The sequence below is a fragment of the Peribacillus sp. P4_D6 genome (genome assembly GCF_056401795.1).
This window is the reverse complement of sequence record NZ_JBFUIQ010000015.1, coordinates 24,928-47,443: the sequence shown is the minus strand read 5'-3', so window position 1 is coordinate 47,443 and position 22,516 is coordinate 24,928. Positions and strand designations below refer to the sequence as shown.

14 protein-coding genes and 1 pseudogene are annotated in these 22,516 nt (G+C 36.5%); 7 read left to right on the top strand and 8 right to left on the bottom strand.

The genetic code is table 11. From position 1 onward, the window contains the following. Window positions 1-4 precede the first annotated feature (4 nt). From AC1DVB_RS07700 to AC1DVB_RS07690, 3 genes and pseudogenes are all read left to right on the top strand, one after another. Window positions 5-391, top strand: a complete 387-nt coding sequence (locus tag AC1DVB_RS07700; RefSeq protein WP_095393322.1) for an immunity 22 family protein — start codon at window positions 5-7, stop codon at window positions 389-391. 178 nt (window positions 392-569) lie between these two features. Beyond that, window positions 570-1,079, top strand: coding sequence for an ankyrin repeat domain-containing protein (locus AC1DVB_RS07695; protein WP_477588836.1), 510 nt, complete (start codon window positions 570-572; stop codon window positions 1,077-1,079). 11 nt (window positions 1,080-1,090) lie between these two features. Continuing rightward, window positions 1,091-1,318, top strand: a pseudogene (locus AC1DVB_RS07690) (SMI1/KNR4 family protein); the annotation flags it as partial. A gap of 299 nt (window positions 1,319-1,617) precedes the next feature. On the opposite strand, the gene AC1DVB_RS07685 reads toward AC1DVB_RS07690, so the two are convergent. The 4 genes from AC1DVB_RS07685 to AC1DVB_RS07670 form a co-directional block, all read right to left on the bottom strand. Continuing rightward, on the bottom strand, window positions 1,618-2,304 hold the full coding sequence (locus AC1DVB_RS07685; RefSeq protein WP_477588834.1) for a hypothetical protein: 687 nt from the start codon (window positions 2,302-2,304) through the stop codon (window positions 1,618-1,620). Window positions 2,305-3,596: 1,292 nt separating this feature from the next. Continuing rightward, entirely contained in the window at window positions 3,597-5,072 is a 1,476-nt protein-coding gene (locus AC1DVB_RS07680; protein ID WP_477588832.1) for a Sau3AI family type II restriction endonuclease, read from the bottom strand. Window positions 5,073-5,407: 335 nt separating this feature from the next. After that, window positions 5,408-8,074: a hypothetical protein gene (locus AC1DVB_RS07675; RefSeq protein ID WP_477588830.1), complete on the bottom strand. Its 2,667-nt coding sequence runs from the start codon at window positions 8,072-8,074 to the stop codon at window positions 5,408-5,410. 13 nt (window positions 8,075-8,087) lie between these two features. Further along, window positions 8,088-11,180, bottom strand: coding sequence for a UvrD-helicase domain-containing protein (locus AC1DVB_RS07670; protein WP_477588828.1), 3,093 nt, complete (start codon window positions 11,178-11,180; stop codon window positions 8,088-8,090). A 986-nt stretch (window positions 11,181-12,166) separates the two neighbouring features. On the opposite strand from AC1DVB_RS07670, the gene dcm reads away from it, so the two are divergent. Further along, complete coding sequence (dcm, locus tag AC1DVB_RS07665; protein WP_340860138.1) at window positions 12,167-13,414, top strand: DNA (cytosine-5-)-methyltransferase; 1,248 nt, start codon at window positions 12,167-12,169, stop codon at window positions 13,412-13,414. A 39-nt stretch (window positions 13,415-13,453) separates the two neighbouring features. Here dcm and AC1DVB_RS07660 read toward each other — a convergent pair whose 3' ends face one another. Continuing rightward, entirely contained in the window at window positions 13,454-13,894 is a 441-nt protein-coding gene (locus AC1DVB_RS07660; RefSeq protein ID WP_477588825.1) for a very short patch repair endonuclease, read from the bottom strand. Between the two features lie 211 nt (window positions 13,895-14,105). Between AC1DVB_RS07660 and AC1DVB_RS07655 the strand changes: the two genes are divergently transcribed. The 3 genes from AC1DVB_RS07655 to AC1DVB_RS07645 are packed head-to-tail and all read left to right on the top strand — an operon-like array spanning window position 14,106 to window position 20,903. Continuing rightward, a complete protein-coding gene (locus AC1DVB_RS07655; protein WP_477588823.1) occupies window positions 14,106-16,601 on the top strand; it encodes a UvrD-helicase domain-containing protein in 2,496 nt (831 codons plus the stop codon). A gap of 14 nt (window positions 16,602-16,615) precedes the next feature. Further along, window positions 16,616-19,213, top strand: coding sequence for a hypothetical protein (locus AC1DVB_RS07650; protein WP_477588821.1), 2,598 nt, complete (start codon window positions 16,616-16,618; stop codon window positions 19,211-19,213). Beyond that, on the top strand, window positions 19,206-20,903 hold the full coding sequence (locus AC1DVB_RS07645) for a UvrD-helicase domain-containing protein (RefSeq protein ID WP_477588819.1): 1,698 nt from the start codon (window positions 19,206-19,208) through the stop codon (window positions 20,901-20,903). Before AC1DVB_RS07650 ends, AC1DVB_RS07645 begins: the two co-directional genes overlap by 8 nt. Window positions 20,904-21,572: 669 nt before the next feature. Here AC1DVB_RS07645 and AC1DVB_RS07640 read toward each other — a convergent pair. The 3 genes from AC1DVB_RS07640 to AC1DVB_RS07630 are packed head-to-tail and all read right to left on the bottom strand — an operon-like array spanning window position 21,573 to window position 22,499. Further along, window positions 21,573-22,163: a sigma-70 family RNA polymerase sigma factor gene (locus AC1DVB_RS07640; protein WP_477588817.1), complete on the bottom strand. Its 591-nt coding sequence runs from the start codon at window positions 22,161-22,163 to the stop codon at window positions 21,573-21,575. After that, a complete protein-coding gene (locus AC1DVB_RS07635) occupies window positions 22,156-22,347 on the bottom strand; it encodes a hypothetical protein (protein ID WP_268565175.1) in 192 nt (63 codons plus the stop codon). Before AC1DVB_RS07635 ends, AC1DVB_RS07640 begins: the two co-directional genes overlap by 8 nt. Continuing rightward, window positions 22,344-22,499 carry a YvrJ family protein gene (locus AC1DVB_RS07630; RefSeq protein ID WP_072273495.1) on the bottom strand — a complete coding sequence of 52 codons (156 nt, stop codon included), beginning with the start codon at window positions 22,497-22,499 and terminating at the stop codon, window positions 22,344-22,346. The genes AC1DVB_RS07635 and AC1DVB_RS07630 overlap by 4 nt, the downstream gene beginning before the upstream one ends. Between the last annotated feature and the right edge of the window lie 17 nt (window positions 22,500-22,516).

Genomic DNA, 22,516 nt, shown 5'->3' with positions numbered 1-22,516 from the left:
GCTTATGCAAAAAGAAGGATTTGTATCATTTTGGGTAGGGAATATTAACTCATCAGAGGAATTAGACAATTTACTTGAAATTTCTTATACAGAGGATGGGGAATTTATTCCATCAATGTTTGCTCAAAGCTTTGGAATCGATAGATATGACGACGCTGTTAGAGAAGCGGATTTTTATGATGAAGCTGATAACTCGCTTAGTCGATTATTGGAAGGATTCTCTTACGATGATGACATTATTCCTAAATTTTCTTCATTGTGTGGCGCACAGTTGCCAAGCCAGTATAATGTTGTAATTCTTTTATACAACTTTAAATATGAGGGAATAAAAAAGAAAACTACAATTAATAATAGTAATTTAGAGTTTTTAGGTGCAGTAGAATACTTGTAATTTAGATAAAAAACCTTGATTAGCTTAAGCTTTTCAAGGTTTTTTATGTCAATGCCGTAATAGGACAACATAGCCTTGATGCTCTAGGAAGTAGTGAATCGGTTAAGGACTGTTGAAGCTCTTGAAGATTTAGGAGACATAGCTAGTTCAAGATAGTAAAAATACAGGAGGTAATGTTATGGATGAAAAAAGTCTAAATAAAACTTTAAGAAATGCTATTAAGCTAGGTGATATTAATGAAGTAAAGCGTTTAATAGGAAATAATCCAGAATCTTTACATACAATGACACCATTTGGTACATGGTTACATGTTGCAGCAAAGAAAGGACATTTTGGAATAGTAGAATATCTGATTCATAAAGGAATCGATGTTAATACAAAAGGTGATATATTTGATGCTTCTCCTTTAAGAGTGGCTGCAGGAGCGGGGCATTTGGAGATAGTTAAGTATTTAATGAAGAGAGGCGCAGAATTAGATGTGACCTTAGCAAAAAGAAACCCATTATTTGGAGCGATTTATGGTGGGCATAAAGAAGTTGTGGAGTTTCTAGTTGAAAAAAGAATAGATATTTCAATTAGTTATACGGGAGAGAGTATTAAGAATATGGATGCATATGAATATGCTAGAGAATTTGGGCAAACAGAAATTGCTGAATATTTAAAGCAAAAGATGGATGAAAAAGAATAGAAAAGAAAAGAGATATTAAACTAAGAGAAGGTATCTTTGAGTATGACCCTGACTTAGAGGGATATATGAAAAAGCAGACAAACTTCTTTTTATGAAGTAAACGAGGGTGTATATTTAACACTTGATTTGAATAATACTCAAAGGACCTCAGTAAACTTCTTTGATACTAAAATAACTGATTCATTAAATGATTTTATTAAAAAATTGATGAAGACAATGATTACTTTTTTGATATTTGAGGATGATGTTTACCTTTCAAAACGGTTTTAAAGAAAGGATGAGTAGGTATGCCCCAGTGGAAAGATTTGCTGATAGAAGTAGAAAAATTTGAAGGTAAATATGATGGTTCACTTAGGAATCCAGTATCATTATAAAAATGAAACAAAATATTCAGCAGAAACTAAGCTTTCGAGTGTATTTTAATTAAATACGATTAGTTCTCGACAGAAAGCGATTAGGCCAAATGTTCATCCGTTACAAGAAAAAACACCCTTTCGTTAGTTCGCGGGGTGGTTTTTCTTTGTGAACGAAAAGGGAATTAATCCCGAGCGCTATACCGAAAAATATTATTGATTTCTTGCCAAGTTTTATTATCATTTAACTTTTTTAGAGTCAACTCTTTTATAGGAATAAACCCTGTTTCCTCGAGTAATTCTGGGAAGCATCGAAACTCAATATCATAATCTGAAGTAATATTAGAGAACTTAAAAGATCTGTTTAATTCCTCGCACTTCTCATTTAGAAGATTAAATGCATCTTCTGAATATCCAGCAGTTACACCAACATGAAAATATTCAATTGGTAGCGATGCGGTCCCTTTTCGCTTTCCTTCCTCAGAGACATACTCGTTTTTTAAAACAATACAACATTTATAAACAAATTCTTGTAGCTTATAAAATTCATCTTTTACATAATCCCCCAAAACATAAAGACGTTCAATATCAACTGCTGATCCGTCTTCTAGATATATGGTATAAGCTTTTTTTAATATAAATGCTAAACATTTTTTATAACCATTTTCTTTTAAGAATGTGGAAGTGCCATCATCATAAATAGCACCATAATCAGAAATAATAGTGATGATAGTTTCAATATCCATATCAATGAAATAGGTATTACGTTCGGATTGAATGGAATCACTTACCCTCACCTTAAATGTTACCTCTCCAGGTATTAAATCCTCAATTCTTTTCCTTAGTGTGTCAATATTTTTTACTTCTACCATATCTAGGCCTCCATCTCATTTTTATTTGAATTTTGTATGGGAAATACCAAATCCAATAACATAATGGCTACGAGTAACAACTGCATTAATACCTATTGGATTATATCTAAATTCTCTATAAATTGCTTAGTTTCCTGCATTTTTTCTGGGTAAAATAGTGAAGGTTTTGCTAATTACTATAGTAAAAGTAAAGAAGCTACTTTTGATGTAGATACTGAAAGATAATATAGAGGAAAAACATATTCTGCTGTATCACTTGAAACCCAATAAAGCTAAAGAAAATCTTTCAGGTTAAAGTAATACCTCAACAAATGGTTGGGAGTTCTGGCGGTATATCATTGATACGGGAGAAGCAAGGCTTATGATGATATTAGAAACATTTTGATTAAGAAATACACTTTGTAGATAAGATACATCCTACGCAGGATATTATTTTCAAGACTGATAGGGTAATTTCTATTTATCATATATTAGAGCGACTCCCTTTGTCCAAGGTCGCTTATTTTTTATGTTATCTTATCTTTTTTTTAATGCATAATACAAAACTAACCCCACCTAAAATATGCAAATACAGAAAAAAGTTCACCTGCTCTACAAAAACTTCTTTTTATGATTTAAGAATGCGAAAGTCAGAACACTCTATTAATAGCAGCTGAGGAATTACGGGGGAATCCTGTTTTAAGACAGGTCTTAGCCAGAAATGTTTTTAATGAAGAGGAATTTAAGGGTTTATGGTTAATTTACATCATTACGCTGATTGGAAAACATATAATACAATTTAAGGATGAAAATGATGAAGTTAACTCATTTATTAAGAGGTTAGAAGTTGAAGGTCTAATTGAAGGAAAGGTTTAAGAAGAATTCTTACCAATGCCCAAAGTCTTATCGCGATAGGATTATTTGAAGAACGGAAAGACAAAAGTGATGGAGTAACATACTGGGGCGCCTTTCCTATATAGGGATGGTTAAAAAAATGGTTCAAGGAAGAGAAGTTTGGGGAAGCCGAATTAAGTATATACATTTGATACTGAGCCTTCCCTCTGGAGAGGCTCCTTATAATAAAAAGGAAGAAGATTTTAGATTATGATTTATATATTTTTGTTCGAATTTAAAAACAATATAACCAAACATCTTTTTTTCATACCCTAATTAATTGTCGTTTTCCGTGTAAAACGGTTGGAAAATAGTTTAATGATAGATTTTAAAAAAAAGGAAGTCTTTTAAATGACTTCCTTTTTATCTTTGTAAATTATTAACAGTATTAGGGTCAGGCCTCCTTACCAAAATTACACTTAATTTTTTAGATTTTCATCTAATTGACTAAGAATATAGGTATTATTTAACCAAAAACACTGCTTCGTCATAACCCGACCATCTGGAAGTTCATCACCATAACTGGGATTAATGCCAATTATTTCACCATCTCCAAGTACATAGTATCGTTCAGATGTATGTGGACGAATATGGATAATGCGATTGGCCGCCTTCTCAGGGAAATCATTTTTCACATTGAAATCAATGCCGTTTTTGTTGTATTTTTTCCAAAGCTTAACGCCCCGCTGAACAACTTGTTGGATAGTTTCCCAACCTATGCCGGCTTCATTTAAATCCTGGTTCGTTATATTCCATAACTGGCAACCTTTTAATATATAACTATTACCCTGCTTTTTGAATACAACTATTAAATAGCGTTTTGAACTTAAATCATTGTAGAAATCGGACTCTTCCCATTTTTCTTGTGCCAATTCTTTTAATGTAATACTTGGAAATGAAATGCTTTCCTTAATTATTCCATTTTCATTAAGACGTATAGTTTTTACTTCAATATTAGCCTTTACGAACTCTTCCGCACGATTAGACTTGATGCCAAGCATGCGATATGCAAGAGAGCTCCAGAAACTCTTTGAGCCAGGATTTACATCAAATTCGGTAACTAGCTGTGCATCAGTTTTTCCCTGATGTTTATTGATTTTCTCGAAGATAAGCTCTTCGAAAGTCTTGTCCTCAATGTCGTGTACACTGCTTAAAATAGATTCATAAGTATCTACTTTTTCTCGAACATATTTATTTAATATGTAGGTCATATAAGATTGTTTGAAGCAAAATGCTCGTTTTCTAGCCTTCAATTCCGGAGCGTAGAATCTCTGAGGTACGTTACTTTTAACCGAATTTGAGCCTTTTGTACAAGCACCTAAATACATTGTATCTCCCTCAGATAACTCATGAGCTTTTCCTTCTTTTACTTTAGTAATAATTTTTTCGTAGTCCTGCTGAATAATTTTTAAATCTTCTTCAGGTGGAGAAAATAGTGTTACAAAGTTGATTGGATATTCCATTCTTGGTAGCAAACGATTGCGTAAATAATGCACTAATAGTGTTAATCTAAGTTTTTTGTATGTATGTGAAGCATAAAAATCTTCCTCTACAGCGTGCTGATAGCTAATCATTGTAATAACTAGTCGTTCACCAGCTGCGTACCCCCTTTTTTTACCGATTTCATAAGGTGTTACTTTTAATTCAACGCCAGCCTTTGGGAAATCAGGTTCTTGATCACTATTAATTTTATATTCAAAATGATATTCTTCTATTAAATGACCCATACCCCCTTTATAATTTGGGTTATTTATTTTTGTTATAAGTTCCTGTTTCAAGTCATCTTCAATACCAGCTACATCTAGTATATCTGCAAATGTTTTCCCGATTAATGTTTCACCATATTCTTTTATACTTATAGGATTCGTATCATCATATTTAAAAATATTAATCACACCTTATATAGTAATAATAAAAACAGACTGAAATGAATTTAAGTTTGTAATAGCTCCTTTTAATTACTAATGCTGAATGTATTATCACGCTTACGTTATAAACCAGCTGCTCTTAATTCAATGCCGATGTTGTTGAAATTCTTTTGCAATGATGGTTTAAAAAATGCTTAGCTTATTCTCAAAATGTTTTGCTTACAATCTTATTATTGTTTCGAGTATTCCTTCCTTTCGATTCCCTGTATATATCAGGAGATGGAAGAGGACGTATACAAAATCAAAGGTCTCAAGTCTTATTATTCAGTCATCGAGTAATTGAGTAATAGGATGCCAAATAATTATGGTTTATATAGTTGTGATTCTTCACATTCAAATTGGAATGGACAGTATTTACAATTATCACCAGGACGTGCAATTGAAACATCGTTAACATTTTCTTCTCGTCTATGCTTTATCTCCCCTTTTGAAGCAGAGCCGAATAAACTTAAGCCCATACGAATATGGTTATATCGCCATCTATTAATCCATGCAAACTGTTTTTTTATTCTTTCTGGATGTTTTGTCGCATAATCGATAGCCGCTGTTTGATAGACATTTTTTTTCGTTTCCGACCAATGCGGGAACCAGCTTCGGTACTGTGTAAATATATCTTGGCGTTTATTTTCCGCCGCATAGACTTGATCGTACTCAATAAGCTGCTGAAATAAAAATGGCTCATGGAAGCCATCATAAAACATCGGACGCCGGTCGAGTAAAAAAGAGTACACAAAGCGCTTTGGACAGCGATTAAATACTTGGCTCGGTAGTATTACGTATTGACGTTCATAAAACGCAATTGTATTCTTTACATATGTTGTCGCCTTATCTTTTTGTATTAGCTTATTTACCTGTTGATTAGAGCCTTTAATAAGTGTTAAAAAGTTTAAGTAGAAGCAACGCTTTAAATGCTTGCGTTCATTGAGACGGCGAACGATGGAGAAATTCAATTTAATAGCATTCGTCATAATGAGATAAAATTGATAACATGCAATTTCGACTTCAAGTTCTTTGCGTATTTGTAGTTGGCGTAGATATATATTGTTCTGACAAAGCAAATCAAAGGAATCTCTAGAAAGAGGCCAAATATTAAGTGGCTGCGATGTTGGGAATGCTTCGTTATCCATTAAACTAAAATGAATTACACGGTTATCTTCAAATTGAAGACCGTCGCTATTTAATAATGAGCTAATTGTTTCGGTTGAACTATAATCAACAGGACCGTATAGTTCCGCTTCATGTTCATCCTCAAAGTCGGCATTTTGTGCTAAAAAATATTGTAATCCTTGCATTAAGTCTTTTCGATCTAAGTGGTCCAGTGAACCATCTTTTAACTCTTCTAATGCGGAGAGAATATTTTTAGCAATTTCTTTATCGAGCTCTTCGGATAGAGACGGCACAATATCGTTATTCACATGTGCTTCTAAAATTTCCACGTATTGCGAAATATTAATTTCTGTGCCGTTAAAGAGCAAGTTGAACAGTTGCTCGATTTTGAAGATACAATCTTTTACAAAAAGCAAGTCCTCCTTAGCGCTGTAAAAATACCCTACGACTTCATGATAAAATGAGTACATGCGATGTTCATCGCTGTTATACGAATTACGATGTGCAAATTGGTGCTCGGCTTGTTGCTTTGTTGCAATAAGGTTGTCGATGCATGTTGTCCATTCGCTAAAGGTTTTGAAGCGTCTCGTGATTTCTTGCAACAAATCTAAAGTACGAATTCCTGCTTGTGCATTGAGACCGTCTACGAATAAATAACCTGAGTTAAAAATTTCACGCAACAATGTATGCGTGACGTTCCCTGAATCTTCGTATTGCGCCGTTTTAACATTAAATTTACGCTTATTAATGCGATGAATATTGACTAAAAAGGCCCCTAATGGATGCTCGGATAGCTTTTTATGCTCGGCTTGTTCAATCGGTGCTAAAAAATCACGAACTTCCATAGTGCGTGGTGAAACGTAGCGCTCATCATTACTTTGTGTATAGCGCTTAAATTGTTGAAGTGTATGGAATTCGAAATAGTTTACTTTTTTTATATCTTGTTCATCGGTTACCATTTTTGATGCTGTAAAAGAGCCGTTAATGGCGAATAAAAACTCCTTAGCATGATAGTTAACTGTAGACGGATACGGCATCGCACGTTCATAGCCGAGTTGCTGGATGTGTAAAAAGTGCTCAATCGTTTGGAAGCCATGCTTATAGTTTGGCTGATAGTTGACAACATGAATAATGTCAAATTTCTCGCTTAACAAATCGAATAATCGCTTCTGGATTGGCACAAGGAAGTAGAAGCCGTGTAATACAAGCCGACTCTTTTTACCTTGTTTAATTCGCTCATAGACGGTATCGTGCACGGAATGCGCATGTGGAATATTAGCATTGACGCGCTTTTGATCGTCGGCAATAACGTCTTTGAATAATTTTGTGAGCGTGGCACGAAATACGCGTTTTGGCGATTCGCTTAGTCGTGCAAACCATGCATGAATGCAATAGTATGAAGAATCGCGTTCAACTGCTTGCCATAAGTCTAAAAAAATGCGCTCCTGTTCTGTAACGTTTTTTAACATGCTACGCACTGCTGTACTTGTATAACCGCTTTCGCTTAATAAACGAATCGTTTTTAATAAAAGCTCTTGGTTTTTATCAATGGCCGCAAATAAATCACGATTTAATGATGGACTTTGCTCACTCAAAAGGCGAAGTTCTTTTGATAGTAATGTAAACTGCTTTAAGTTCGTTTTGCTTTTTGTCCAGTCATCCCCAATGTATTTCATTAATTCAGCAAAGGAGATGATGGGGCCCGTAAACCAACGATACAAACCACTATTGCTTTTCATCATCCCTGCCTTTAATGAATTAGTAGCTGTAATATGAATAGCATCTTTATAAGTAGCGAATGCGCTATTTGGATTTAAAAGTTCTTCCGCATTTGTATAAATTAAATTACTATAGCCAGGCATGGGCATATTCTCCTTAAGTAAACAATAATTCTCCCCAAGTATTCGGATGGGCGGCTTCCTGTTGCACATCTTGTAAGCCGTAAATTTTTAATGATTGCTTGGCGCGAGTCATCGCTACGTATAAAATTCGCGCTTCTTCACGGCGTTGTTCCTCGTTTTCTTCAGTACGCAACGTGCGATAATTAGATGATATATCTTCAAATTCACTTGGCTGATCGTAATATTTCCAGCCGAATTTTAATTTATCCTGCTCACCAATTTGGACGATAATATCCTGTTTAATTGCATCTTCGTTGCGAATGAATGCGCTGTTCGGATAGGCTATAAGCACGGTATGGAACTGGAGGCCCTTTGATTTGTGTACTGTCATGACGCGCACAAAATTATCGTCAAAGGATGATTCTTCAATTTCCGCTTCATCGCTTTCACGGTTCGTTACAATTTGTAACTTCAGCCAATCATATACTTGTATTAACGTCGCATTATTGCTGAACTTGGCATAAATTTCGGTAATGATTTTTTCGAGATTCAGTTCGTATTTTAAAACCTCAATGTCATTAAAACCGAGCGATTCTAAATTGGTCGCGTAATCGCTTTGATCTAAAAACTCCTGCACAATTGGCAAAATCGGTTTTTCTTTCATTAAATCAAATGCTTTATGCCATGCTTCAGGCACCTTAAACGAAAAGTCATCTGCGCTAATAAAACTGTTTGACCTTTGGCGTTCGTCTTGATAGCGTTTTTGAATTGTGAAATGCAGCGATTCTTCTTTAACACAGAATGCTGTTTCACTCAGTGAAAATAAAGCTTGGTTGCGCGTAATGGTATCGCTTTTTGCATAAAGCCAAGAATGTAGTAAAATGCCTAAATCGCGCGCAGCTTTTGAGACGTACAGCGTTCCTTCTGTACGTACTTCATATTGTGGACCATCCTCAAGTTCCTTTAGCATTTCGCCAATGGCAATTGCTTCATGATTGTTGCGCACTAATACGGCTAATACATGTGGCTTTTCATTTTTCGGTGGCATGAGCGCAAAATCTTCGAGTAAATAGTCAATTGTAAATTCATAATCATATAGCGCGAAAACATGGTCCTCATCCATAAAATTGTCTTGACGTGAGTACATCGGTTGCTCATGAGATGGTAATAACTCCTTTTTGCGCCAGCGTCCAAAAATCTTTTCCATTTCTTCAATTAATCTTTCGGAGGAGCGGAAGTTTTCGATTAATTGATACGTGCGCACCTTTTGACAGTTACCTGCTCCTAGATAATCATCAAGTACTGAGAACGCCGTAGAGTCAGCTCCACGGAAGCGATAAACGCTTTGCTTCGTATCGCCGACAACAGTTAAGCGTAAATTCGCCTTTGCCGAAATCGTAGCAATAAATTGAATTTGCGCGATATCTGTATCCTGGAATTCATCCACTAGCAGGTATTTATAATTTTCATTTAATTCATGTAACGGTACTTGTTGTTTAATAAGCAGCTTTAAAAAGCGCGTTAAATCAGCAACTGTTAAAAAATCCTCATCAAATTTTAATACCGTAAATTGCTCTTCAGTCTCTTTTAAAATATCGGTTACAGTAAGCTTCAACTTATCGTCTTGGGGGTTAAATTGTAAATAATCCGCTAGATCTTGTTCGACAATACCCTTTTGGTTGAATTTATCCCAGACGTTTTCAAGGAAGCGAATAATTTTATGATAATCTAAACGACTAAATGGATTATTTGCATACTGTGCCAGAGTACTGTCTAAACATTGTTCTAAGATTTCGCGGCGCTTGACGGTCATTTCAGTAATATTGATATTGGCCGATAAGCCGATATAGTGCGAGAACTGCTTTAAAATATCTTTTGCAAACGTTGGAATCGTTACGATTTTCATAAAGCTTACCTGTTGTAAGTATTTATAGTGCACTTCACTCCCTGTTGTACGATACAACTCTTCTAATCGTTCTTCTAGCGCTTCTTTCATATTGCTTGCTGCTTCATTTGTGAACGTAATCATCACGATTTCATGTAAACTCGTAATTTGCTTTGTAAACAGCAAATATAAAATACGCGATACGAGCGTCGTCGTTTTGCCACTACCTGCCCCTGCATTTACAGCGATATTGAAGGCCGGATTGGCATGCTCGATTGTGTATTGATGGAAGTTAAAGTTTTTTAAGTATTTGCTATGTTTTTTTAAATAACTCAAGCCGTCTGTTCTTTTTAAACGTTGACCATTTAGTGTGAAAATTTGTCCATCGGTTGCAGTAAATGTATCTCCGGTTTTTTTTTGATAGAGAGCGAATACTTTTTTTCCTTTATTGTGTAGCAGGTTAAGATATTGTTCGATATGATCAAAGTGTAATCCTATATAAATATATGAATATTGAACATCTCCACCGTCAATTATAGTGTCATTTTGTTTTTTTACGTCTGGTAATAATGTAAACGCATCGGTTTGTTCGTCTTTCAATAATTCCTCAGGAGAAAAGTGCGGAGCATCGCTTAAATACTCAGCAAAAAACTGTCCATCGAGCTTTCCGTATAAGGTGAATTTTGAGCCATCAGCGCTGGTGATAATGTTTTTTCGTTCTGGATGGTCACGCAAATTATATAGTTTTAGCTCATAGCCTAGTTGTAATTTTTCAATTGATTTTTCTTTTGATAAGCGGTAATTCTCATCGCCACTAAATAGTTGAATGCCGAGCATTTTGCTGTTTTTACGAACTAATATATCTGTTTTTGCTTCTAAGTCATATGTGTAGTCCATTTTCACATCATCGAATAAGCCAGATTCTTTTAATATAAAATAAAAGTGTAGCTCTGAAACTAATGCTCTATATGCCGTATTTGCATGATATTGGAGTGCTACTTTATTGGCTGGGCGTGTTAAATATTCTTTTGCGTAGTGTACCTCAAATTCCTCGACAATCGGCAAGCGTTTAAGTTTGACAATTAAATCATAAAGTTCCTTATTGAAAAGAGGTAAATTGCGCGTATACACACCACGTTTATTAAAAGGATACTCGACTTGACGGTAGGAATGGGCTAGTATGTGTTCAATTTTTTTTGCTGATTGTAAATATGTAAAAATGTCCTGAAAGTTAAAAACCATAAAGATGCCACCTTATCAAAATAAAATTCCCAAAAAGTTATATTTAACTGGGAAATTAAACTAAATAATATAATTTTACTATTAATTGATTCGAATTAAAACTTAAACCTTAAACCCATAGTTTACCAGGATAGTCTATTTTTGATATCGGTATTAATTTCAAGAATTCAAATGACAGAATATTAGTTTACTCGTTGATTTTACTTACTACCTGTATGAATCTAACTACACAATAAAAGGTGGTGGCCCAATTGGAACAATACTTAGAAAAATGGAAAAGGCTAAGTGAGGGGGAGTTACAAAACCACAATACACTTGGATGACCAGATTTCACACGAATGGTGTGTTCGCCAAGTTCTGCAATAATTGGATTTGAATATATAGCATATGGAGGAGAGACTTGCGATTTATAAGTCTTCTTAGTTCAATAAGACTAAAATATTGTTAACTGCAGATAATTTATTCTTTTCAGAAAACTACTGTGACTTTTTACCGCCTTATGACTACCAAACATATTGAAGTGGATATCATTTAATTTCAATAAGCATAAGAAGGCCAGATAAATCATGCTCTAAAAAATGTTTTAACCCTTTTTTAAAATTAAAAAAAGAACGGAAAAATATGGTCTTAAAAAGCCGTCCATTGCAGTTCAGCACTCAAGGTGTGTTAAATTTCAAAGCTTAAAAGTCTTTCGATATTTTGGCTGGAGGTCTTAAGACTTAAAGTCTCTATATTCCATAAAATAACAAGCTCCTTTCTTGAGTGTTCTGTTAAAATGGAATTTTAAAATCTTTTACAATTCACGCATTACACTTTAAAATGATAGAGTTAGGGTATATAATATTATACCGCTATATTCAAAATTCAGGTATATGAGTTAACTTATTTTGGATAAATGAATTTATTTTATATTTTTAATGGATAGTTCTTGATCTCACTAGGGATTATTATTATAATAGGTATAAAAGCCGAAAGGATGTTCGGTCATGATAAATGCAATTGAATTATTTGCGGGGGTCGGTGGGTTCCGGCTGGGCCTTGAGGCGGCAAAAGGATTTGATGTGGTTTGGGGTAACCAATGGGAACCTTCAAAAAAATCACAGGATGCTTTTAACTGTTATGCTAGACAGTTCGATAGAGGAATACACTCCAATGAAGATATTTCTACGGTAGATGAAAAGATATTTGTAAATAAAGGGATTGAACTAATTGTAGGCGGTTTTCCTTGTCAAGATTACTCCGTTGCCCGAAGTCTTTCCGGAGAAAAAGGAATTCAAGGGAAGAAAGGTGTCCTTTTCTGGGAAATCATGAGGCTTGCTGAAGGAATCAGGCCGAAGTATATCTTGCTGGAAAATGTGGACCGATTATTGAAGTCTCCATCGAAACAGCGTGGAAGGGATTTTTCCATCATGTTGGCAAGCTTCAGGGATTTGAATTACTCAGTCGAATGGAGAGTCGTCAATGCTGCGGAGTATGGACAAGCACAGAGGAGGCGCCGTGTCTTCATTTTTGCCATCAGGAACGATACGCCATATGTCAAAAGTAGGGCCAAGGAAGATGATGCGGTAATGTTGCATGAACGAGGTTTCTTCGCTAATGCATTCCCGGTCAAATGGGAAATTTCCAAAAAGCATAAACCAAATTCGTTCACGATGGAAGAAGGTATTCTCGAAATTTCAGATGAGTTCACGATGACATACCTGAATTCAGGAATTATGAGAGATGGCGCTGTATATACAGAGGAATTGCTCCCAATCGAGGAGCGGCCAAGGCTATTAGGTGAAATCTTGCAATCTGGTGTGGACGAAAAGTATTATCTTAGCACAGATGCAATCGAGAAATTCCGTTACCTTAAGGGCCCGAAAAAGATTGAGAGGACGGCTGCTAACGGACATAAATATGTATTTTCCGAGGGTGGGATGGCTTTCCCTGAATCGTTGGACAAGCCAGGCCGTACGATGCTGACAAGTGAAGGTACTGTGAATCGGAGCAGCCATGTGGTGGAAGATCCCGAAACGAAAAGGCTTCGCATCCTTACCCCAGTAGAGTGTGAAAGATTGAATGGTTTTCCAGATCATTGGACGGAAGGAATGTCCGAACGGATGAGGTACTTCTGTATGGGAAATGCCTTGGTGGTCGGACTGATTGAAAGAATGGCCAAGCGAATTCTCGAAATCGAGGAAGAAGATGCAGCAGCTATTAAAGTGAATCCACAACAACTTAGTTTATTTTAAATTTAGAATGGTCCCTGGCAAAATTGTCAGGGTCCATTTTTATTCGTGTGCCACATCTTCCTTGGCATTATCGATGAAAGTGGTGATTTTTTCGATGGTATTATCAAAATCCTTCCTTACCTCATGCTCCCAGATTCGTAAGATATGCCAATTTCCATCTGTATAATATTTTGTGATTTCTAAATCGCGTTCCTGGTTTCTCTCAAGCTTCTTCACCCAGAAATCTATATTGCTCTTTGGCATTTTTCCATGTATCGGGCAAAAGTGCCAAAAGCACGAATCGATGAATATGACGACCTTATACTTTTTGATGGCGATGTCTGGTGTTCCCATCATTCCCCTGACATTCCTCCTGAATCTATACCCCCTGTGCCATAGTTCATGTGAAACGAACGTTTCCAGCTTCGAAACGGCTTTAATGGATGACATGATTTTACTCCGGGTTTCTTTCGTCTCTGGTAATCGTGCTTTATTTGCCATTTGAAGAATCCCCTTTCAGCAAAGAAGTGTTGTCCTTAATTCCTTTACTTTATTAGTACCAATCCTTCCGATTTATAAACATCATTAATGTTTATATAACTTGATTCACTTACAATTTAAGGTAAAAGAAGAAATAACCTGTATATAAAATTTGATTCATATATAATGGTATATATGCACTATTTTGGAGTTTAATTAAGGGGGGGACCCATTGGTAGAAGATATAGAATATTCCTATGTTTATTATGTGGACCATAAAGAGGCAGGGGAACAGAAACTTTTCCTATACAGACTTCTGAAGAGGGGAATAAAAGTATTTTTATTCACGAACGGAAAGATAGACTTTGCTGATTATTGCGAAATTGGTAAATACAAAAAGGCGAAGTTATACCAGGAGATGATTTGTATTGGGCATCCCATTCAGAAAGCAATCCAGATTAAGGATGGTCAAGGACTCGATCACCTTGATTCAATTATAGCTACCTATCCAGATTTTAATGTGGAACAATATCGAATTGAACATGCACCCCATGAGAAAAACATAATGGCGAAGGCTGGCGCCGGCACGGGAAAAACGACGGTCATGATTGACAGAATACTCTATTTGTTATTGAAAGCGAAAGTTGACCCTGCTGAGATTGTCATGATTACTTTCACCAAGGATGCCGCACATAATATGTATACAAAATTAAGAGAGAATCTTTTTAAGCGGTACCACCTGACAGGCCAACTGGAATTGTTAACTGTGATAGAGAATTTAAATAAGGTCCGAATACAGACTATCGATTCATTCTGTAAATCTCTTTTGAAGGAAATCGGTTCATTAAGGGGCTTCGGGTTGAATGTACGATTACGCAGTTTCAAAATGGATAAGAAGAAGTGGATTGAAGAGGAATTGGATTCCTATCTCAAGGCAGAATTGGCGAATGGAGAAGAGAGCATACAAGTTCTAATCTCTCCACTGAAAGTATATGAGTTAGTCGATACCCTTCTTAGCTTTTGGGAAAAATTCGAACAAAAAGGTTTTTCCACAGATGAAATCCTTCATGAAGTGGAGTTTGGAGAAGCGGATGGACCCCATCAGAAGATTAATGACCTGATTCAGACTGTTATAAGGAATGTGGAACGAAGGTTTGCTATCGAGAAAGAAACGTTGAATGCTGTGACTGTCAATGACCTGACAAGGCAAATCGATCAAATAAGGCATGACCACGGTATGGAGGCTTTTCAGAACTTGTCCAATCCGATTTCGTACCTATTCGTGGATGAATTCCAGGATAGCGATGATGTACAAATTCGACTGATAGGCACAATTCAGGAAGCATTTTCGGCAACCTTATTTGTGGTGGGAGATGTCAAACAGTCCATTTATCGGTTCAGGGGTGCAAACCATACTGCATTCACCAGGTTGAAGGAAAAGCTGGATGAACGCGGAGTGGAAATCGATGATTCGGAATACGCGTTGACGAAAAACTACCGGACAACTAAATCTCTTCTAGGGCAAATGGGTGAATACTTTACACAATGGGGTGAAAAAGGCTTCCTGAAATATGGAATGGAAGGCGACATTCTGCAGGGAGTGAAGGACGACAATCGGGAAGAACCACTTACTATAGAGCGCAGAAGAGAAGATACGAAGGAGAACATGAAAACATATATCATGCCATTTGTTAAGGAAAGGTTCAAAATACTGAAAGAATCAAATAGCCAGAAACCAAGCGAGGATAAAGGGAAGATGGCTATATTGACAAGGACCATCGAAGAGGCAAGATTAATGGATAAATGGTGCAGGGAATTAGATTTGATGGCAAAACTTGAAGTCGGAGGCGGTTTTTTCACCTCGAAACCTGTGAGACAATTTTTCTCCCTTGTCTTAGCCCTTCTATATCCGGATAACGGTAAATACTTAGCGAACCTAGTTTATGGACCATATGGACAGGCCCAAAAATATATCTTGCATAAGGTCATCTCAGTAGAAGGTCATGACCAGGATGCGATTAGTGCCATTAAGGGGGCCACTAATTTCCCCTTTGAAGATTATGCTAGTCGGCTAGCTTCCCAGCCTGTTCTTTCTGTTCTCAGGTCGGTCATTTTGGAGAGAAAACCTTATGATTGGGTATTTTCCAGGAAGGTAGATGAATTGAGGGATAAAGCTTCCTATGAATACACGGATGATTATATTTTTCAGGAGGCTGCTGGGTATACGAATAATTATGAGCTTGCAATAGGTAAGCTATTTGAAATGTTGCATCAAAAATTTTCTGAAGATTTCGTTTCCCTTTATCAGATAGCTTCATGGCTGCAAGTGCAGATAGCAACTAACCGTGAGGAAGAAGATTTAATGTTGACGGATGGAAAAGTCATGGATTACATTCATATCTTGACTGTCCATCGAGCGAAAGGACTTGAATTCGATACGGTCATTATACCGTTCACGGAAAGGCCTTTCACCACTTCTTTCAGTAATATCATTTTTGATGAAGCAAGGAAAGAGATAGGCTGGAAAATCAACAAGCCTGGGTATGGATTGAAGGAAAATAGTAATTTCCAATCCATGAATAACCTTGAAGACCGAGAGTCGATTCAGGAGGAAACCAGATTGCTTTATGTTGCAATGACAAGGGCAAAGAAAGAACTGGTCATCATCAGGAATATGAAAAATGATTCCTTTAACTGGACTTGGTCGAAGCTTTTAACTCAAAATTAGATAGGATGATAGATGTGAGTGATACAGTTCGTGTAGTTACATATGAAAATCCATACACTTTTCATTTACTGCCTGACTTTCAGCCCTATATGGATACTGTACATATTTGTGCTTCGAGCTCTCTGGCACAAGGAGTGAAAAGGAAGAACCGAATACTTCATGCGTATTCCATTGGGGAGCTCATGAAGAAGTTTTATCCACGATGGAATGATACAGAACATCGTTTCAACCAATATTCGCTACTGTCTGACCTTTTGCGTGACTGGGAATGTGAAGAGAACTCAAAAGTCATCCGTTCATTTAAACGCAATAAACTAAATCTGCTTATCACGATGAGGAATCTGACGGAAATTGGGTTAAGGCCGGATGATATCCTTGATTTTTCAAAAAAGATAGAAGAGAAGCTTTTCTGTGATGTCTGGGAGAAAATGATTCCTGGCTTTACCCCGTATATGGTAGACTCCGAGCGGAATTTGAAAGATTATGAAACTATCTTTCAGGTTTTTTTAAACGAAGATTTGCCGATCAGGAACAAAACGATCGTGCTCCATGGTTTCTATTATATATCGCCAGGACAGCATTTCGTCTTTTCAAAATGGAAGGAAGCAGGGTTCGAACTTGTATTCATTAATCTATACAATGAACAGTTTCCAGAAATCTTTTCTTTTCTGGATGAGAATTTTTCCGAAAAGTATGGATGGGCTAAACGAGATAATTGGACCTTGACGACAGATCCATCGACATTACGGAGTGAACGATTCGCCTCGGTTTTACAAGGGAATGTATTGGATGGAAAGTTCGAAGGCATCCATGAAAAATCATATGAATACATGATAGAATTTGTCGGTGATTTGGAGGATGGCGTACATTATGTTTCTCCGAGCAATGATCAGCTACAGGAACGGATTCGTGAATTTAGGCCAGAGGCTTATGAAGGAGAAAGTCATTTTCTGTCTTATCCCATCGGACAGTACCTGCTCCATTTACATTCGATTAGTAATGAGGATAAAGGTGATTATTTTTTGAACGATAAAATCCTAATGGAGTGTTTTTCCTCGGGCTGGCTCAATTATGGGACAGACAATGCCCGAGATTATACGGAGCAACTGAATGCCATCCTCCCTTATTTCAGAAATTGCGAGACCATCGATGAATGGCGCGACCAGATGTTGAGATTGCAGGCTGCCAAAAAATCTTCTTCCCGTTCGATAAGGAAGAATCAATTGAAGAAAACGGATCATTTCAAGGCGGTCAGAATCAATCCTGTATTGAGGTTCTCTTTCTTTTCCGTCACCCTGAAGGATTTAAATGTTATTAAAGGGTTCATGGAAAAGCTTATTTCTGATGCCAAATGGTTAGTGAACATCGAAAATGAGCGGATTACCATCAAGACCCATTTTGACAGGGTCAAAAAGCTTCTGGATGAATCGGGTGTGAAGAATTCATTTCTAGGTTCAGTGGAAAGGGATTTGGTTAATCAGTTAGAAGGAATGCTGATGAGGCCAGTAGAAGATGGACGTACATATCATGTCAGCGATCTTGCTGAAGCCATCGTCGTCTATCTAAAGAATGGATTCGAGTTAGAATTGGAGAAAGAAAACGAAATGAACGACCAGAAAGTATCCATTCAAAGACTCGAACAATTGGATGGCCTAATCCTGTTGAATGAGGGAAAGGGGTTGCACCTTTGCGGAATGGATGAAAAGCACTTTCCAGAAGATAGTTCGCCTATGCCATGGCCGCTGTCGGAACAATTGATACAGCGATTGAATCGTCCAGCGACTGATATGTACTTATATAGAAAGGGCAATCAAGGGGCCTTTGCGAAATACCTGTTTTACTTGGCGTTATGTTATGAGGGGCAAATTTCAATTTCATGGATTAAAAATTGGGATATCCATGAGCAGTTGGAGAGGTCGGTTTATGTTCAGCTTTTAGGGTTGGAGAAAGAGGCGAATGCTGGGAAGACTAATTATCAATATTTGCCGATTAACATTCAGCCAAATGATATTGAGATGGCGACCGTGCAAAATAAGCTTCTGAGTTTTCCAAGGGAAGAATTCGTAGAGATGTATTTATGCCAGCGCCGATTCTACTATAGTTCCGTCGTGAATGGCTATTCTAGTTACCGATCTCCCTTTCACCAAGAGTTTCTGGTTGGGAACCTGGTGAAAATTTATGCTGCTAGCGGACAGGACAAGTCGGAAATCATAGAGATTCTCGAAGGGTTGTTTCCCTATTTGACCCGCATACGTCTCCGATTCATCGTCGAGGAAAATCTGAAGGAGTATCTTGTACAAGGAATGAGAAAATATGGGCTAGGACGTAGACTATATTATGAAAATCTTGAATATCCGATGAGCACTATGTATTTTCAGTTTCTAACACATCATGGAGCTTTTCAAAACGAAAGGTGGAAGGGCTCATTCGAATTGATGAATAACAGGAAGGTCAATAAACAGGACATGGATCAATTCATTTCTCCGAAGGATGGCCTTCTGGTTGAAGCGGCACCTTCAGAGTTATGCAAGCTCTGCCCCCATAATGAATATTGTGAGGATGCTCTATATTCTGTGGATATTTCAAAAAAAGGGTTTGATGACATTGAGTGAGTTGTTATTTGACAAGGGAACATATGAATTAAAAATAAACAAAGCTTTCGACTTACTTGAAAAGGCGATGGAGAAGGTGCCTTCCATCGAAGAGGACATTTCAGAAAAAACTGAACGATTTCTGCAGAACATCGAGTTAAGCGAGGAACAGCAAAAAGTGGCTAAAATGAATTCGACCCACCTTCTGGTAAAAGGATCTGCTGGAAGCGGGAAGAGCATCACTCTCCTGACAAGAATGATGCAGAAAATGTCGGAAGATTTCGGAAAACGATTCTTGTTTGTATCTTTCAGTCAGGAATTGGTTAAGGATGCGGGAAACAGGTTTTTTAAATCAAAATATCATGACGCGCTGCAGAAACACGGTCATGAAGTCCAATTCATGACCTTTCATGAACTAGCGTATCGATTATTAAAATCGATGGGAATTGAGGTTAAATTATTTCAAACATCCCACAGGAACCTGAATCATAAAGATAATAACACAAAAGGGATGATGCTAAGGATAATGAACCTTCTCGATACGGAAGAGTTCGAAGGTTACCCTTCCATTCACACGATAAAGAAGACAAAAAATACTTCATTTTTAATGGACGAATTCGCTTGGATGAAGGGGAATGGCTTCATCTCAAAAGATGATTATCTTACCTGTGAGCGTAAAGGGCGTGGAAAGCTGCCGAACCTTTCTTCCAAACAACGGATTACTATTTACCGCCTATTTGAGATTTATAGGGAGGAACAACAGAAAGATTTTAAAAATAGGATTGACCGGGAAGATTATGCCCTCTTAATCATGGAGAATCTTCACAAGTTGCTTAATTCGGAGAAGTTCGATCATATTTTCATAGATGAAGTGCAGGATCTTCAACCAATGCAGCTGAGATTATTGGTTGCCATTAATAAGGGAACATTGACTTTGAGTGGGGATGAAAGGCAGCGAATCTATAAAAGCAGTCCCTTTTCCTATCAATCACTTGGCATAAAAGTACAAAGTGGGAACAACGTCGTATTGAAGCGTAATTGGCGGTCAACTTACCAAATCATGAAACTGGCAAACTCGTTGAATTTTAATCGATCGGATGAAGATTCCAAGTATGACGACGAGAAATATTTTCCAAGGCAGGGAGAAAAGCCACTGATTAGGGCCTTTAAATCTTATAAGGATATGCTAACCCAGGTTGGCAAACAAATCATGGACATTCGCAAGAGTAAACCGGATTCAACTTTCGCGATCATCCATCGTCAGCATGACATCCAAAAGGAACGAGATATGAAGACTTTTTTTGGACGGTTTTTTAGTACAAACACTTATATCAAGAAGATAAACGTAAATAATGCGACGAGGCATGTAGAGGAACCGAAAATCTACTATCTTGAAGCTAAGGCTACAAAGGGATTGGAGTTCGACTATGTCTTTATACTGGACTTCAGCATCTTCTACTACCCGCATAAAGACGAAATAGACGATTTGAAAAAAATAAAACAATTTCGTTCCGAGGCCTTCCTTTCCGATAAAAAGGAAATTGAAGAAAAAGAAAAGCGAATCTTATATGTTTCTTTGACGAGGACGAAACAAGAGGCTTTTCTCTATTTCGTAGCTAGTGAGGATCCGGAAAAACGTATATCAACCTTTGTTAAGGATTTCTCAACAAAAGATTATATTGCTAAGGGATTTAGTAAGACTAAGGTATAAGGGGAAAAGGTGGTTAGAATATGTTCCCTTATGCTCTTCATTCCCTTATTTAATGATAGATTTGAAATATATATAAGAGTAGGAATCGAGTCAATTGGGAAAATATAAAATGAATCATTTTATAGATTAAGAGTATTGGTCTAACAGAGAGTTTTAATAATGGAGATGAACGACATGCTTGGTCAGAAGAGGAGGTATTATTCTGTGGAAGCTCTAAAGGGTTAATTTCTTACGAGGATGATATTTTCAAGCTGAACTTTGATGTCAGACCAGAAGACCAGAGGGTTTTGTTTAATATGACAAAGGATATTTGTGAATATAGACTTCATTATCACTTTGAGCGGAAGGCTAAATAAAAAGAAACCATCCTCAAAAAGAGACATTCCCAAAAGGAATGTCTCTAACTCCTTATTGTTGGTTTTAATAATTGGTGTAGTAAACCGTATTCCTAGCATAAAAAGGTACTGCAGTTTAATGGCCATCTCCAAACTTAGTCTTATATTTTTATTTTTTTCGGGTTGTAGGCCGAGGACTTTCAGCAGTTAGGAACCTAAAATGAAAAACATCTATTAAAAAAAGATCTGAAACTTCATTTCGCATTAATATGGGAGCTTATTTTTGTGGTTCCCAAGGGGAATGTGGTTGCAGGCAAAATGAGGGGACAAGCAACTATTTTTCTTGAAGGAGGTTCCTTAATTTATTAATTGCTAGTTTGTGGTTTTTAGAAACTGCCTGCTGCGAAACGTTCATTATTACCGCTATTTCTTTAAATGCCAAATTATCAACATATTTTAACTTTAGTGTTTTCTTTTGAGTATTGGTTAATTGGGATAGAGCGTTGGCAATTTCCTTATCTGAGGTAATATCTTCGATGGTTTCGGCATCTCCATTATAAATCTTCTCATATCCTTCTTCTTTAACTTCAATCGTGTCTAATAAGGGGATAGACTCATCATTTTCAGCATTTAGAATGATAGGGAAATTTTTATTTTGATCGTTAATACTTATATCGTATTTAACTGCTGTAAAATGTATGGTTTTGGATATGAGCGATACAAAACGAATATAAAATAAATGTTTTTTGAATTCTTCATCTAATTTATTCTTATTTTTGATTGAAGGAGTACATATGGCTTTTTTATACAGTGCATAATTTTTTTCTTCTTTTAAAAAGGATTTTATAATCTTACTATTTATAAACTTTCTATTGTTATTTTCATACTCGAAAAGTTGATTACTGCAACAATCAGATTTATTCATTATCATCACCTCTTTTTTGTGGATAATACTTTTCTATTTTATTAGAGATTTCTGATGTCCGTTGAACTAAATCAATCAGAAAATCTCTGTCTTCATTGGAGAGTGAGTTGTCATCTAAACATTTTGTGATAAATGTTTGTGTATTTCTTACTTCGCAAAAACACTTGAAAATATTTGGATTCATTTTCTCTCACCTCGAATATTATTTCCTAATTCCACAATAGCTTTTTCAAGCTTTTCCAATTTCTTTTCGAACCTAATAAAAAGATATAAGGCAACAAATATTGGAAATCCGAAATTACCAATTATATTAACAAGGGTCGTGTAAGTTTCCATATAAGATCCCCTCCATT